Source organism: Trinickia soli (assembly GCF_002879855.1).
In the GTDB taxonomy this organism is placed as follows: Bacteria; Pseudomonadota; Gammaproteobacteria; order Burkholderiales; family Burkholderiaceae; genus Trinickia; species Trinickia soli.
Window position 1 is genome coordinate 226,183 of the sequence record NZ_PNYB01000003.1, and the last position, 14,685, is coordinate 240,867.

General features: G+C 61.6%; 12 protein-coding genes. 1 reads left to right on the forward strand and 11 read right to left on the reverse strand.

Annotated features, from left to right (window positions below):
• Positions 1-67 precede the first annotated feature (67 nt).
• The 11 genes from asnB to rfbB all read right to left on the reverse strand — a co-directional run bounded on the left by asnB (position 68) and on the right by rfbB (position 13,593).
• Positions 68-2,053, reverse strand: coding sequence for an asparagine synthase (glutamine-hydrolyzing) (gene asnB, locus C0Z19_RS05230; protein WP_102608730.1), 1,986 nt, complete (start codon positions 2,051-2,053; stop codon positions 68-70).
• A complete protein-coding gene (locus tag C0Z19_RS05235; protein ID WP_102608731.1) occupies positions 2,054-3,445 on the reverse strand; it encodes a hypothetical protein in 1,392 nt (463 codons plus the stop codon).
• Complete coding sequence (locus C0Z19_RS05240) at positions 3,445-4,623, reverse strand: glycosyltransferase (protein WP_158242943.1); 1,179 nt, start codon at positions 4,621-4,623, stop codon at positions 3,445-3,447. The genes C0Z19_RS05235 and C0Z19_RS05240 overlap by 1 nt, the downstream gene beginning before the upstream one ends.
• A 23-nt stretch (positions 4,624-4,646) precedes the next feature.
• Complete coding sequence (locus C0Z19_RS05245) at positions 4,647-5,783, reverse strand: glycosyltransferase family 4 protein (RefSeq protein WP_102608733.1); 1,137 nt, start codon at positions 5,781-5,783, stop codon at positions 4,647-4,649.
• Complete coding sequence (gene murJ / locus C0Z19_RS05250) at positions 5,765-7,273, reverse strand: murein biosynthesis integral membrane protein MurJ (protein ID WP_158242944.1); 1,509 nt, start codon at positions 7,271-7,273, stop codon at positions 5,765-5,767. The genes C0Z19_RS05245 and murJ overlap by 19 nt, the downstream gene beginning before the upstream one ends.
• A 34-nt stretch (positions 7,274-7,307) precedes the next feature.
• The gene (locus C0Z19_RS05255; RefSeq protein WP_102608735.1) at positions 7,308-8,375 is read right to left on the reverse strand and encodes an NAD-dependent epimerase/dehydratase family protein; all 1,068 of its coding nucleotides are present in this window, start codon (positions 8,373-8,375) and stop codon (positions 7,308-7,310) included.
• Positions 8,376-8,378: 3 nt separating this feature from the next.
• Positions 8,379-9,650: a Vi polysaccharide biosynthesis UDP-N-acetylglucosamine C-6 dehydrogenase TviB gene (tviB, locus tag C0Z19_RS05260; protein ID WP_102608736.1), complete on the reverse strand. Its 1,272-nt coding sequence runs from the start codon at positions 9,648-9,650 to the stop codon at positions 8,379-8,381.
• Between the two features lie 531 nt (positions 9,651-10,181).
• Positions 10,182-11,093 (reverse strand): dTDP-4-dehydrorhamnose reductase, encoded by a 912-nt coding sequence (gene rfbD / locus C0Z19_RS05265; protein WP_102608737.1) that lies wholly within the window; start codon positions 11,091-11,093, stop codon positions 10,182-10,184.
• Positions 11,090-11,641: a dTDP-4-dehydrorhamnose 3,5-epimerase gene (gene rfbC / locus C0Z19_RS05270; protein ID WP_102608738.1), complete on the reverse strand. Its 552-nt coding sequence runs from the start codon at positions 11,639-11,641 to the stop codon at positions 11,090-11,092. Before rfbC ends, rfbD begins: the two co-directional genes overlap by 4 nt.
• A complete protein-coding gene (gene rfbA, locus C0Z19_RS05275) occupies positions 11,638-12,519 on the reverse strand; it encodes a glucose-1-phosphate thymidylyltransferase RfbA (RefSeq protein ID WP_102608739.1) in 882 nt (293 codons plus the stop codon). The genes rfbC and rfbA overlap by 4 nt, the downstream gene beginning before the upstream one ends.
• Positions 12,520-12,531: 12 nt before the next feature.
• Positions 12,532-13,593 carry a dTDP-glucose 4,6-dehydratase gene (rfbB, locus tag C0Z19_RS05280; RefSeq protein ID WP_102608740.1) on the reverse strand — a complete coding sequence of 354 codons (1,062 nt, stop codon included), beginning with the start codon at positions 13,591-13,593 and terminating at the stop codon, positions 12,532-12,534.
• A 214-nt stretch (positions 13,594-13,807) separates the two neighbouring features.
• On the opposite strand from rfbB, the gene C0Z19_RS05285 reads away from it, so the two are divergent.
• Complete coding sequence (locus C0Z19_RS05285) at positions 13,808-14,662, forward strand: symmetrical bis(5'-nucleosyl)-tetraphosphatase (RefSeq protein WP_102608741.1); 855 nt, start codon at positions 13,808-13,810, stop codon at positions 14,660-14,662.
• The last annotated feature ends 23 nt before the right edge of the window (positions 14,663-14,685 follow it).

Sequence of the window (14,685 nt, forward strand, 5' to 3'; positions counted from 1 at the left end):
CTGCCTACTACCCCGATCGGCAAAGCCGAGCGGCGCGCGTTCCCCCGGCGCGCCGCCTGCCTTTAATTCAAACGCTCGCCGCTGCGCCGACGCGTTGGTTTTCTCGATACTGCACGTGCCAAGCCTGGAACATCAAAACGTCCCATAACTGGTATTGCCAATTCCTCACGCCGCTTTGATGCTCCTGCCATGCGGTACGCACCAGATCGACGTCAAACAAGCCGTCCTCCGCCAGCGCGCGATCACCGATCAGCGACTCGCCCCATTCGCGCAACGGGCCTCTGAGCCATGAATCGAGCGGCACCCCAAAGCCCATCTTCGGCCGGTCGATCAACTCCTTGGGCACGTAGCGGTAGAGGACCTGCCGCAACGGCCACTTCGCGACGCCATCTCGACGCAGGATGGATGTCGGCAGCGTCGCAGCAAATTCGACCATGCGGTGATCGAGCATCGGGACGCGCGACTCGAGACTGACAGCCATCGACGCGCGATCGACCTTGGCGAGGATGTCGTCGGGCAAGTAGCTGACCGAGTCGAGGAACATCATTCGGCGCACGACGTCGGTCATCGAAGCAGGCACGCCATCGGGGCGCGTCATCCACGTCGGCGGTTCCTTCGCGCCGTGTACCAATGCCTCAGGCGATTGCCAATGCGACAGCAGGCGCAAGTAGACATCATCGTGCGTCCTGAGGCCGAGCAAATCGGCAAACTTGTGCAACTTGTCGCCCGGGTTCTTGAACCGATAGCGCGACGGCAAAGCGCACAACGGCAAGCGCAGCGCGCCGCTCCAGACTGAAGGACGCACCGCGCGAATCGCCGATGCAAGGCCCAGACGCAAAGGCGTCGGCACCCTCGAAATACGGCCCCACAGCGCTTCGGACATCGCGTAGCGCGAGTAGCCCGAAAAAAGCTCATCGCCACCGTCCCCCGACAGGGAAACGGTCACGTGTTGCCTGGCCAGCTTCGATACCAGGTAAGTGGGAATTTGCGACGAATCCGAAAACGGCTCGCTGTAAATTGACGGCAACCGGGGCACGACATCGAGCGCTTCGCGCGAGGTCACGTACAGTTCGGTGTGCGAGGTGCCCAAATGCGCTGCGACCGCTTTCGCGTGCTCCGCTTCGTTGTAGCCGGCGACATCGAACCCGATCGAAAACGTTCGCACCGGCTGGGTAGACAGCGATTGCATAACGGCGACGACGGTCGACGAATCGATACCGCCCGACAAGAACGCGCCGAGCGGCACGTCCGCCATCATTTGCCCTGAGATCGACTGCCGCAGCAGCCGTTCGACCTCGTCGACAGCTTCGGCCGGCGTCCCCGTGAACGGAGAACGATTCGCCCTCTCCGCCACTTCGCGCAGGCTCCAATATTCGCGAATCTCGGGATCTGTGCCGTGTTTCGTGAAACGCGCGACCGCAGCGGGGGGCAGCTTCGATATGCCCTTGAAAATCGAATACGGCGCGGGAATGTAGTTGTGCCGCATCAGCAGCGCCAAGGCGCCGCGGTTGATCTCGCCGTGCCAGTCGGGATGGCGGTAGAACGATGCAAGCTCGGAACCAAACACGAGCGTGTCTTGCAGCCAGCCATAATAAAGCGGCTTTTCTCCAAGCCGGTCTCGGCCGAGCGTCAGCGTCTTCGTCTCGCGATCCCATAGCGCGAAGGCGAACATGCCGACACACTTTTGCAGGGCCTGATCGACACCATAGACCTCGAACGCAGCCAGTATGACTTCCGTGTCGGAGTGGCCCCGCCAGCCGCTCGACCAGCCGCCGCGATCGAGCTCCGCGCGCAGCGCTTCGTGGTTATAAATTTCCCCGTTGAACGCGATCACCCAACGTCCAGAACGCGAGGCCATCGGCTGGTGGCCTGCAGCCGTCAGGTCGACGATGGCAAGCCGTCGATGCCCGAGAATCACGGCGCCGTTCGGATCGCGCCAGAAACCTTCGTCATCGGGGCCGCGATGTTCGATCGCGTCAGCCATGACCTTGGCGTAACCATCGGCCTCGGAAGCCAAACCATACCAATTCAACAGACCTACGAATCCGCACATTTAGCGATGCCCCAGCCGAATTTGCCAAATTTTTCCAGCTCCAGATACAACGAAGCTGATCAACACCGCTAACGCGGCGATGTAAATCGTCATTTTCATGATGCCCACTTCCGTAAGCACATCATTTCTATGCACGTAAAACCCCCACCACCCCACCGCGACCGCCACCAGCGCCCCTGTAACGGGAGGCAGCGCCCGCATCGCGGCCGCAAACGCGGCAAGGCACGAAGCATAAACCAACGCGAATACGAAAACCAACGCGAATCCGCCCGCCGCATAGGCTTGAGCCCAAGGATTGCTCGCCATCCCGAAGGTCACGCGAGGAAACAACACGGGGCGATACCGCGCGCTGAACAACGGCACGCCCGATACATCGATCCCGAACAGGGACTTGCCCCCGGGCACGCCGGATAGGCTTTGGTCCACGACGTCGCGCAGCGGAATGGTAAAACCGCGCCTCACGGTTTCGTTGAGAATGGCGGCAATGACCATAGGCTCGGAATACCGCAGCGCATCGAGGTAGACGTTTTCGCTACCCAGCATTTTGGCGGTATTCGCAAGGTTGGCGATATGGATTTCCGTCGGCGCCGCGGACAACGCTGTTTCCGCCGCCGCAACTTGCGCAGCCGTGACCGCCCCGCCGAGCGCCCCTTGCGCCGCGACAGGCAATGCGGGACATGCTACGGAAACCGTGTACTTGATATTCCAAGCGAGTTGTTTGACCACGAATAGCGCGACGGCGACGGCGCCTACGGCCACGATAAAGCCGATCCGCGTGCGCCAGGCTCCGAATAACGCGCGGCCATACAACAGACAAACACCGATGAAAGCGACCGCGCTCGCCCCTCGGAAGCCGATAAACAAGTCGCCGAACAACATGGCGCCAGCCACGGCGACGATCCACCACTTGCGGGCCGCAAGGGCGCTCACGAACGCCAGCGGCGCCGTATACGACGCGGCGTAGTACCAGTAGTTGATACGCGCCAACATGTCCGTCTTTTCAATGCACAGGTACCCTTTGCCGATCGTCGCTATCGAGACGATCAAGGCGGCTATCATGACCGCGCAAAGGATTTCCGGAACCCATCGATCCGACACAGTCGCACGGACGAGTGCATTCTGCACGACCCTGTCGTAACAGAACGTGACCATCACGAGCGTCGAGAGGACGAGCAGCATCGCGACGTAAGCGCCCGGCACGATGGGAGACATGTAATAACCCGCATCGCCCCCATACGGAAACTGAATAGAGCCGAACAGGGCCGGCAGGAAATAGACGATCGTCGCTATCGCCCCGACGAAAAGCGCATCAAATCGCTTTCGCCAAAGGAAAAAAGCGACGGTCAAAACGACCAGCAAAACATACCCGGTATGCAGATAGCTCGATAGCATCAGTGCCCTTCGCTCCGTTCTCCCCCGTATCCAAGTCTATATATTGATTCGTGACGGCTAACTGCCGCATCGACGGAATAGCGATCGATGACAATCCGGGAACGCAGACCGCGACGTTGTGCGCTATTGCACACTTCCTGTACCGCTTGCTTCAAACCGCTAAACAGCGACGCCGGATTTTTCGATTCCACGAGAATACAATCGGGCATCCCATCGAGCGCCTCGGGATTTCCACCCACCGACGTCGCCACCACCGGCAGGCCAGCCGCCAGTTTCTCGAGCAACGCGTTAGAGAACCCTTCCTCGTGCGACGCCATCACTCCGATGTCCATGGCGTACAGCAACGTCTTTACATCTGAACGGCGCCCCAGGAACCTGATCGCCGCCCCCACCCCGAGCGCGTCCGCCTTTGCAGCGAGCGCTGCACCGATCCCGCGATCCTCACCCACCAGAAACAGCGTCACATTGGCGCCTTCCGCTCTGAGCGCGGCAAACGCCTCGATCAACTCAGCGTGGCCCTTGTAAGGAATCAGGTTAGCGACGGAAACGAGCGCGATCTCGGTGTCCGAAAGCGACAGTTCTTGCCGCAGGCGCTGCCGAACCTCGACGATATCGCCAGGCACGGAGAACTGCAAACCGTTGTAGATCAGCGCCAGCTTCTCGCGCGCAATGTTATCGCGCGCAACGGTATCTTCCCCGACCGCCGCGGAATTGACCGTCACAATGTTCGAGCAAGCATTCGCAAACCGGTCGAACCAGGGCCACCAGGGATGACGATCCTGATGCAAGCCGAGAGCGCGTCGCGAGGTCACGATAACGGGCACGCGTGCAAGCTTACCAGCCATCGCACCGAGCAGATTCGAAAGAGGCAGGAACGCGTGGAGCACATGCGGCCGGTCGCGATGCAGCAGTCCTATAAGGCGCAGTTGCCCACGAACGAGCAGAGCCAGCTTACGCAGCTTGCCTCCTGCGGACGAATCATAGCCCCCCAGCACGACGCGGACCCCGCCCGATTCAAAGCTCGCACGCACCGGACCGTCCTCAAACGAAAAGAGGGTGACGTCCCACCCCCTGCGCACAAGCTCCGTCGCGAGCAATGCCATTTGCGTCTCCGCGCCGCCTAAGCTCATCGAACCGATAACGAACGTGATGCGTTGCTCTTTGCAGTCTTTCTTCATAGATTGAACGTGCTGACCCGAAATTAACCGGGCAAACGGATTCCTCTGCGCTTCGCCATGGCGTCTTCGCAAAGTGCCTGCCATTGGCGATATACGGTCTCGCGCGAAAAGCGCTCGACGATGTTTCGAGCGCAAGCACCCAAGCGCGCCCGCAGTTGCGCGTCGTCGGCGAGGCGACTCAACGCCAACGCCAGTGCGTGCACATCCTGGTCCGGCACGAGCAAGCCATCGACGCCATCGCGAACGATCGTCGACGGACCGCTATCGCATGCGAACGCCACGCTGGCGGCTCCGCATTGCATGGCTTCGACCAGAACATTGGGAAAGCCCTCGTAACGCGACGACAGCGCAAAAATATCGGCGTGCCGCAGCCAGGCCTCCGGCTCGCGAGTTCGGCCTGGCAGCGAGACGTATGACGCGATGCCCAGTCGGGCCGCCTGCTCGGTCAAGGCCTGACGCTTCGGTCCCTCGCCGAGAATCACGAGCGACCATCCACGGCCCGCAAGCCCTGCCTGCGCGAACGCATCCAGCAATAAATCGAATCCCTTCTCGTGGCTCAAGCGCCCCATCGCCGTGATGACTCGCCCGGCAGGCATGGCTGCCGGGCGCTCGGGATTGGTCGGCTCGAACGCCCTGACCGCATTGGGAATGACGACGACTTGCGCACGCGCGACAGCGCGCCTCGCCCAGTCCCGCACGCTGTCGGTCTGCACTACCACGCGCGCCGCCATGGGGTAAGTCAAGACGCGCAGTACTTCCCACAGTGGCCCGATACGATGATGACGCGGGTCGGTGCGCTCCGATACGACAACCGGAATGCCGGTGCCGATCAGCGCGCCCAACACACGAATGTTGGTCATGTCGATGAAGCTGATGACGACGTCAGGCTTCACCGAGCGAATCGCGCGTCGCATGATCGACAGCCGCCGCAGCGTATTGACGACGCGCTGGATCACAGTGGCCGAATCCCACATGATGTCGGCGCGCAAGCGCTGCACGCGCGGGTCGAGGGCGTATGCATCCTCCCTGTCGCCTTCGAGCGTCGTCAGCGTCACGCGATGGCCGCAATCGCAGAGAAACGATGCCAGCTCGGCAATGACGCGCTCCGCGCCACCTCCGCCGAGGCTCGACACAAGGAGCATTACATGCGGCTCGGGCATGCTGGCTCTGTGTTGAGAACCCACCGCGCTCCACCGCCGAGCTTCGCACTGGCGACGAACAGCGCCGTAAACACCGCGCCGCGGAACAACACGGGTACCGTCGAATTCGCCGAAGGCAGCACGTGCTGGATGACGAGATCGACCGCCACGGAAGGCAAGATCCACATCACGCAACGAGCGATCGACTCGAAGCGGCGCGGAAACAATCCGCCCTGCCCGAACTCGCGCCTGAAGCACCACAGGAAAAAGGCGAGCACGCAGATTTGCGCGCCCAAGGGCGCAAGCAGCACGGCGGAAAGGCCCGACACGCGATAGCCGAACAGGCAGCATGCAGTCGTCGCAATCAACGCCACCAGTGACGACATCGACAGCAACTGAGGCCGCAGCTTCGCTTGATACAGCTTCGCAAAAAACGTAGCGAGGCCGAACGGAAAAAGCGACAGCGTCAGCAGCAACCAGGCTTGGCCGACGCGTTCGCCGAGTACGTGATCGAAGTGGCCACGCCCCAGCAGAGTGAGCACCACAGGCGTGCCCAGGACCCCGACGCCTGCGGCCACGAACACGCAGATCATCAACGAAGCACGACCGATTCGCCATAGCAGTCGGACGATTTCGCTGCTTTCGTTACGAGCGAGCAACGCTGCAAAACGTGGCAGAAGCACTGTACTGATGCCGATGATGAGCACCTGGGTAGCCGCCCCGTGCAAACGGGAAGCATAGCCGTAAATGGCGACGGCCCCTTCTCCGAGTCGCGCGCAGGTCATTTGTATGATCATGACCGTGCCGTTCGAAAACACCACGGCGGGCATGATCGGCAATGCGAGCTTCAACGTCGCTTTGACATCGTCCGTAAGTCGCAAGAACTCCCAGACGAAATGCAACTGCGCACGACGCATCGCGAGCAGCAAGGTGCCCAGTTGCACTGCGCCGCCAAGCAGCAGCGACATCACGAGCGCGTCCATATCGCGCGTGGGCCACAACCATAATGCGCCAGCGGAGATCATCGCGTTGAGCACCGGTGCGGCTGCAGCGGCGCCAAATCGGCCGTGGCAATTGAGCACGAGCCCCATGTAGTCCGAGACCACCGTCAACGGCAACGTCCAGGCCGCGATGGCCATGGCCCCCTCGGTCAATTGGAGGGTAGTGATCGTATTGGCCGGCACGAGCGTACCCGCTATCAGCGAGCGCGAAACGACCATCACCAAAGCAAACGAAGCGCCGATCACCAACAACAACTGCCAGATGGCGGTGCGAAATTGCGCCGCCGCCTCCGCAGAGTGCGTGAGCCGCTCCATATATCGGCCGACGAAGCCCGACTGCACCCATCCACCGACGATGCCCGCGATCATGACGGGCACCACGAGGGCCAGATTGTAAGCATCGACGACGCTCGAGGCCCCGAAGATGTACGCCATGATGGCGGTTCTAACGAAGGCCGCTACCTGAGCGAGGATGGTGATCAGCGTCACCATGCGCACATTATTCAGCATTCGCTTCCCCGGTCGCTTTGGCGCATCGAGACACTCATCCGCGTGGCTGCGCGCCACCCAAGCTCGCGACATACCACCCGATCGCTTCCTTGAGCCCCTCACCGATACGATGCGTGGGTTCGTATCCAAGCAGGTTGCGTGCTTTGCCGACGTCCGCCATCGAATGACGGACATCGCCCGCGCGGAAATCGCGGTACTGCGCCTTCGTCGTCGTCGGGCAGCCGTAGGCAGCCAGATTCGCCACGATCATCTCGAACAGCTGATTGAGCGTCGTGCGATCGCCAACGGCAACGTTGTAGACCTGATTGACAGCCTCTTCATTCGTGGTCGTCGCTGCGAGCAGATTCGCCTGCACCGCATTGTCGATGTAGCAGAAGTCGCGGCTCGTCTCGCCGTCGCCGTTGATGAACACCGGCTCGTTCTTCAGCAGCGAGGCAATCCACTTCGGAATCACGGCTGCGTAGGGCCCGTTCGGATCCTGCCGCTTGCCGACGATATTGAAGTAGCGCAAGCCGACCGACTGCAAACCGTACACGCGACCGAAGACGTCCGCGTACAGTTCGTTGACGAGTTTCGTGACCGCATAGGGCGAAAGCGGCTTGCCGATGCGATCTTCGAGCTTCGGCAGACCCGGATGGTCGCCATACGTCGAGCTGCTCGCCGCATAGACAAAGCGCTTGACCTTCGCATCGCGCGAAGCGACGAGCATGTTCAGAAAGCCATCGATGTTGTGCGCATTCGTGCGAATCGGATCTTCGATGCTGCGCGGCACCGAGCCGAGCGCAGCCTGATGCAGCACATACTCGACGCCCTGCTCTTGCCCGTTCGCTTGCCACACCATCGCACGACGGCAATCGTCCAGCTGCTGGATATCGCCGCGGATGAAGACGAAGTTCGCCCACTGCTGCGGCGTCACGCTCGCCTGCACTTCATCGAGATTGTGCTGATGGCCCGTCGCAAAATTGTCGAGACCCACGACGCGTTGGTTCAGGCGCAGCAGCGTTTCGAGCAGATTGCTTCCGACGAAGCCGGCGCAGCCCGTGATGAGCCAGGTCGCGGGCTTCTCGACGAGGCTCGCCTTGAGAACTTGATAAGCAGTCATGATTTACAGGCGCAGATCGGAGTCTGCCGCATCGAGAACGTATTTGAGGTCGTAGAGCACGTGCGCGGGCTTGCCGAACTTGCGGATGTCCTTGCCCATTTCGCGGAACTGGTCGTGCGAAACGGCGATGATCATGCCGTCATAGGCGCCGTGCTGCGGCTCCTTCGTGAGCTCGAGACCATACTCGTGCTTCGCCTCTTCGGCATCCGCCCACGGGTCGTACACGTCCACCGAGCAATTGAACTCCTTCAACTCGTTCACGATGTCGACGACACGCGTGTTGCGCAAGTCGGGGCAATTTTCCTTGAAGGTGAGACCCATCACGAGAATGCGCGCGCCATTGGCATGGATGCGGCGATGCGACAACGCCTTCATGAGCTGGCTGACGACATAACGGCCCATGCTGTCGTTAAGACGGCGTCCGGCCAGAATGACTTCGGGGTGGTAGCCGATCGACTGCGCCTTGTGCGTGAGGTAATACGGATCCACACCAATGCAGTGACCGCCCACGAGACCCGGACGGAACGGCAGGAAGTTCCACTTGCTGCCCGCGGCCTTGAGCACGTCTTCCGTATCGATGCCCATGCGGTTGAAGATCAACGCAAGTTCGTTGATGAGCGCAATGTTCACGTCGCGCTGGGTGTTCTCGATGACCTTCGCGGCTTCGGCCACTTTGATGCTGCTTGCGCGGTGCGTGCCGGCCGTCACGATCAGGTTGTAGACCTGATCGACGAGGTCGGCCACTTCCGGCGTGGAACCCGAAGTCACCTTCTTGATCGTCGTGACGCGATGAACCTTGTCGCCCGGGTTGATCCGTTCGGAGCTGTAGCCGCAGTAAAAATCTTCATTGAACTTCAAGCCCGACACGCGTTCGAGCACGGGCACGCAGTCGTCTTCCGTGCAGCCCGGGTAGACCGTCGACTCATACACGACGATGTCGCCCTTTTTGAGCACGCTGCCAACGGTCTCGCTGGCTTTGATCAGCGGCGTGAGATCGGGCTGCTTATGCTCATCGATCGGCGTCGGCACCGTGACGATGTAGAGGTTGCAGCCCTTCAGGTTCTGCTTATCGGTCGTGAACGTCAGCTGGCGCGCAGCGGCGAGCTCCTCCGACGTGGTTTCGAGCGTGAAATCATGGCCTTCGCGCAGATCGGCGATCCGTTTCGCGTTTATATCGAAGCCCACAACGGGGCGCTGCTTACCGAATTCGACTGCCAAAGGCAAACCCACATACCCAAGGCCGATAATCGCAAGCTTGATATCCTCTAGATTCATCAACAACTCCGCAAACCAGTCAGCAGATAATTAGATAATTGACGCAATAACCCACGTGCGCGGCCGGTCTAGTTCCGCGACACCATCAACGTTTAGGAGCTGGGCGATTGAAGAAACGGTGGGGCGAGGTGCGCACGTGCCATCTCAGTCTGCACGCCGCCACCCTTTGAATGCCCCCGGCTGTTCCTACTGGCAACCGGGGACCGATGGAGCGCATGGTCTCTCGCCACGCATCTCGAAACCCGCAGATGCCAGTCTCTCCTGATATTTTACAACTCTTTACAATTCTTTACGCTTGCTTTCATCTCTTTGCCAGCAAGCGGCGGTATCCGTTCGTCATCGGGGTTTTATCAGATCTACCGTGTGACGAGCGAATTGCGACTTGTCTGCAAGAGAAACTCTGCCCTGCGACCGGCCCGTATGGTAGCACATCGCGTTGACCAAACTGTTCGCTTGGTGCGCCATTGATGCGCAATGCGCAACACCGTTGGCAGGCCACTCCCCCGGTCGTAACCGGCGCACCATCCGCTCCTACCGTAGCTCGCCCATGCGCTCGAACACATCGTCGAGAACGTCCTGCATGGCGGCGTCCCACGGTTGCCGCCACAAGCCGAAGCGCCGCTCGAATGCTGTATTGTCGAGCAGCGAGTTAGCCGGCCGGCGCGCAGGGGTGGGATATCGAGAAGCGGGGATCGGCTCGACCCGGCGTGCGAGTATCGCGTCATCACCCAATGCCCGCCGCGCTGCATCGACGATCTGCGTCGCGAAGCCGTGCCAACTCGTGCTACCGCTTGCCGTCAGATGAAAGAGCCCGCTAGCGAACGTGCCGCTCGCCCGCTCGGCGAGCGACTGACGCACGGCATGCGCGGTCCATTGAGCAATAGCGCGAGCAGACGTAGGTGCGCCGATTTGATCGGACACGACGCTGAGTTGCTCGCGCTGTGCGGCAAGGCGAAGCATCGTGCGCAGGAAATTGCGCCCCCGTGGCCCATACACCCACGAGGTGCGAAACACGAGCCAATCGCCCCCGGCCGCGGCGACCGCACGTTCGCCATCGAGTTTCGTGCGGCCGTACGCGCTGAGCGGAGTCACGGGATCGCTCTCGACGTAGGGCCCCGACTTCGCGCCGTCGAACACATAGTCGGTCGAATAATGCACAAAAAGCGCACCCGCATTGCGGGCAGCCTCGGCCAGCACACCGACGGCCTGCGCATTGACGAGCGCAGCGCTCGTCGTATCCTCTTCCGCTTTGTCGACGGCGGTATACGCAGCCGCATTGACAAGCACATCAGGTGCAACACCAGCCACGAGCGCCTTCAGCGTCTGCGGCATCGACAAATCGGCTCGCTCGCGATCGCACGAGACAACCTCGCCGAGCGCGGACAAGGTGCGCGTGAGTTCCCAGCCCACCTGCCCGTTGCCGCCCGTGACCAGGATCCTCATTCGTACACCTCGGCTTGCGCGAACGGTTGCCCGGCAGCATCCTTCGCCGCAACCTGCGGCGGGCCGTCGAGCGGCCATTCGATGCCAAGCGCCGGATCGTCCCACAGCAAGGTGCGTTCATGCTCCGGGAACCAGTAATCCGTCGTCTTATAGAGGAATTCCGCGCCATCCGACGTCACATAGAAACCATGTGCAAAACCCGGCGGTATCCACATCTGGCGCTTGTTCGCGGCCGACAAGAGCGCGCCCGCCCACTTTCCGAACGTCGGCGAACCGCGACGCAAATCCACCGCAACGTCGAACACTTCGCCGCTCACCACGCGCACGAGCTTTCCTTGCGGATGCCGGATCTGATAATGCATGCCGCGCAGCACACCTTTGAACGAGCACGAATGGTTGTCCTGCACGAACTCGACGCCCGGCGCGACCGCTTGTTCGAAAGCACGGACGTTGTAGCTCTCGAAGAAGAAACCGCGGGCATCTTCGAATACCCTCGGCTCGATGAGCTTGACTTCCGGCAGGGACGTTTCAATAACTTTCATATTCAAGCGATCGGATCGGAAAGGAGATTGCGCAAGTATTGTCCATAGGCATTCTTCGACAACGGCGCGGCCAGCTTTTCGAGCTGTTCGGCGGCGATCCATTTGCGCCGGAATGCGATTTCTTCAGGACACGCCACCACGAGCCCTTGCCGTTTCTGCAGCGTTGCGATGAACGAGGCGGCCTCGATCAGCGAATCGTGCGTGCCGGTATCGAGCCACGCATAGCCGCGCCCCATGATTTCGACATTGAGCGCACCATCGTTCAGATAGCGCGAGTTGACGTCGGTGATTTCGAGTTCGCCGCGCGCCGACGGCTTGATCTCGGCCGCGATATCGCACACGCGCTCGTCGTAAAAGTACAAGCCTGTCACCGCATAGTTCGAACGCGGCGTGCGAGGTTTTTCTTCGATCGAAAGCGCAGTGAAGTCGCGGTCGAACTCGACCACACCGTAGCGCTCGGGGTCGTTGACGTGATAGGCGAACACGGTCGCACCCGACTCGCGTTCGTTCGCGCGCTCGAGCTGGCCTGCCAGGTCGTGTCCGTAGAAGATGTTGTCGCCGAGAATCAGCGCCGAAGGGTCGGCCCCGACGAACTCCCGGCCAATGATGAACGCCTGCGCGAGCCCGTCGGGCGACGGCTGCACGGCGTACTGCAGACTCATGCCCCACTGGCTGCCGTCGCCGAGCATCGCCGAAAAACGCGGCGTATCCTGCGGCGTGGAGATCACGAGCACTTCCCGAATACCCGCCAGCATCAGCGTCGATAGCGGGTAGTAGATCATCGGCTTGTCGTACACGGGCAGCAATTGCTTCGACACCACGTTCGTGATCGGATACAGCCGTGTGCCGGAGCCACCGGCGAGAATGATGCCTTTACGCGCCATGCGTCGTTCTCCTCAAGCGCGTTTCGCGTAGTTGGTTTCGACCCACTTCCGGTATTCGCCGGACGCAACTTCGTCGACCCAATCCTGATTGTCGAGGTACCACCGCACCGTCTTCGCCAGCCCCGTTTCGAAGGTCTCGGCCGGCCTCCACCCGAGCTCGCGCTCGAGCTTGCGCGCATCGATCGCATAGCGCCGATCGTGCCCGGGCCGATCGGTGACGAACGCAATTTGCTCGCGGTACGAACCGGTCGCTTTCGGCCGGGCGTCATCGAGCAGATCGCAGATCGTTTCGACGACTTCGATATTCGCCTTCTCGTTCCAGCCACCGACGTTGTACGTCTGCCCCGGCTCGCCGCGCGCAAGGACTTCGCGGATCGCGCTGCAATGATCGCCGACGTAGAGCCAATCGCGAACATTGCGGCCGTCGCCGTAGACGGGCAACGGCTTACCGGCAAGCGCGTTGGCGATCATCAGTGGGATGAGCTTCTCGGGAAACTGATACGGCCCGTAGTTGTTCGAACAATTCGTCGTCAACGTCGGCAGCCCGTACGTGTGGTGATAGGCGCGCACGAGGTGATCGGAGCCCGCCTTCGTCGCCGAATAGGGACTGTTGGGCGCATACGGCGTCGTTTCGGAGAACTGCGGATCGGTTGCGGCCAGCGAGCCGAAGACTTCATCGGTCGAGACATGCAGGAACCGGAATGCGCCGCGCGCCGCATCGTCGAGCGTCGACCAATAGCGGCGCGCCGCCTCCAGCAGAACAAACGTGCCGACGACGTTCGTCTGCACGAAATCTGCCGGCCCGTGAATCGAGCGATCGACATGGCTCTCGGCCGCAAAATGCACGACCGCGCGCGGACGGTGCGCGGCAAACAGCGCATCGAGCGCCTGCGCATCGCAGATGTCGGCGCGCACGAAAACGTGCCTCGGGTCGGCGTCGAGCGACGCCAACGTATGGAGGTTGCCCGCATACGTCAGCTTGTCGACGTTGAGCACCGCTTCGTCGGAATGGCGCAACCAATCGAGCACGAAATTTGCGCCGATGAAACCGGCTCCGCCCGTTACGAGGATCATGAAGCTCCCTGAAGGATATGCGTGACCGGTACGCTGATCCGACTTTCCGTACAATCACAGTCAATGAACCAATGAGTCACGGCGCACGACATGCGCCATGAGCAGCCGCCGGCCGCGCTTGCCCGCAAGCGAGCGCGAAACAGCCGCTTCAATGTCGCCAATTATACGGCGGCGACGCCACACTACGACGAGCCGCAGCGGCTCTCTTCGCCCGATGATCGACACCTGTTCCGACGCCCCCTTCGCCTTCGGCGATCTCCAAGGCTGCCACGCACCGTTCCAACGTCTGCTCGCGACGCTCACCCTCACGCCCGACACCCCGTTGTGGTTCGCGGGCGACCTCATCAACCGCGGGCCCGACTCGCTCGCGACGCTGCGCGAGGTCGCCGGCTTCGGCGAGCGCGCCCATTGCGTGCTCGGCAATCACGATCTCCATCTCCTGGCCGTCGCGGCCGGCATCCGCAAGATGAAGGACAGCGACACGATCGCCGACATCCTCGCCGCCCCCGACGCCCAAGCGCTGCTCGACTGGCTTCGGCACCGGCCGTTCGCGCACTTCGAGCACGGCATGCTGATGGTGCATGCGGGCCTGTTGCCGCAATGGGATGTATCGCTGACGCTCGAACTGGCGGACGAATTGCAGCGCGCGTTACGCGCGCCCGGCTGGAAAGAAACGCTCCGGGATCTCTACGGCAACGAGCCGCGCCGCTGGTCGCCCGACCTCAAGCGCAAAGAACGGATGCGCGTGGCGTTCAACGCATTGACGCGAATCCGCTTTTGCACGCCCGATGGCGCCATGGAATTCGCGGCGAACGGCGGGCCCAAGGCGGCGCCGCCTGGCCACCTGCCCTGGTTCGACGCGCCCGAGCGCCGCAGCGCCGATGTGACGATCGTCTTCGGTCATTGGGCCGCGCTCGGTTTGATGCTGCGCGGGAATCTCGTCGCCCTCGATTCGGGCTGCGTGTGGGGCAATCGCCTGTCCGCCGTCAGGCTCGCAGCCAATCCCAACGAGCGCACCGTCGTACAGGTCGACTGTGGGGAGTGCGAAGGACAAGCGGCGGGCGAATGATGAAAGCGTGCCGGCGCAGCGTC

Bases quoted from the DNA above. Each gene is read 5' to 3' on its own strand.
- asnB (WP_102608730.1), bottom strand. From the start codon at position 2,053: ATGTGCGGATTCGTAGGTCTGTTGAATTGGTATGGTTTGGCTTCCGAG.
- C0Z19_RS05235 (WP_102608731.1), bottom strand. From the start codon at position 3,445: ATGCTATCGAGCTATCTGCATACCGGGTATGTTTTGCTGGTCGTTTTG.
- C0Z19_RS05240 (WP_158242943.1), bottom strand. From the start codon at position 4,623: ATGAAGAAAGACTGCAAAGAGCAACGCATCACGTTCGTTATCGGTTCG.
- C0Z19_RS05245 (WP_102608733.1), bottom strand. From the start codon at position 5,783: ATGCCCGAGCCGCATGTAATGCTCCTTGTGTCGAGCCTCGGCGGAGGT.
- murJ (WP_158242944.1), bottom strand. From the start codon at position 7,273: ATGCTGAATAATGTGCGCATGGTGACGCTGATCACCATCCTCGCTCAG.
- C0Z19_RS05255 (WP_102608735.1), bottom strand. From the start codon at position 8,375: ATGACTGCTTATCAAGTTCTCAAGGCGAGCCTCGTCGAGAAGCCCGCG.
- tviB (WP_102608736.1), bottom strand. From the start codon at position 9,650: ATGAATCTAGAGGATATCAAGCTTGCGATTATCGGCCTTGGGTATGTG.
- rfbD (WP_102608737.1), bottom strand. From the start codon at position 11,093: ATGAGGATCCTGGTCACGGGCGGCAACGGGCAGGTGGGCTGGGAACTC.
- rfbA (WP_102608739.1), bottom strand. From the start codon at position 12,519: ATGGCGCGTAAAGGCATCATTCTCGCCGGTGGCTCCGGCACACGGCTG.
- rfbB (WP_102608740.1), bottom strand. From the start codon at position 13,593: ATGATCCTCGTAACGGGCGGAGCCGGTTTCATCGGCGCAAATTTCGTG.
- C0Z19_RS05285 (WP_102608741.1), top strand. From the start codon at position 13,808: ATGATCGACACCTGTTCCGACGCCCCCTTCGCCTTCGGCGATCTCCAA.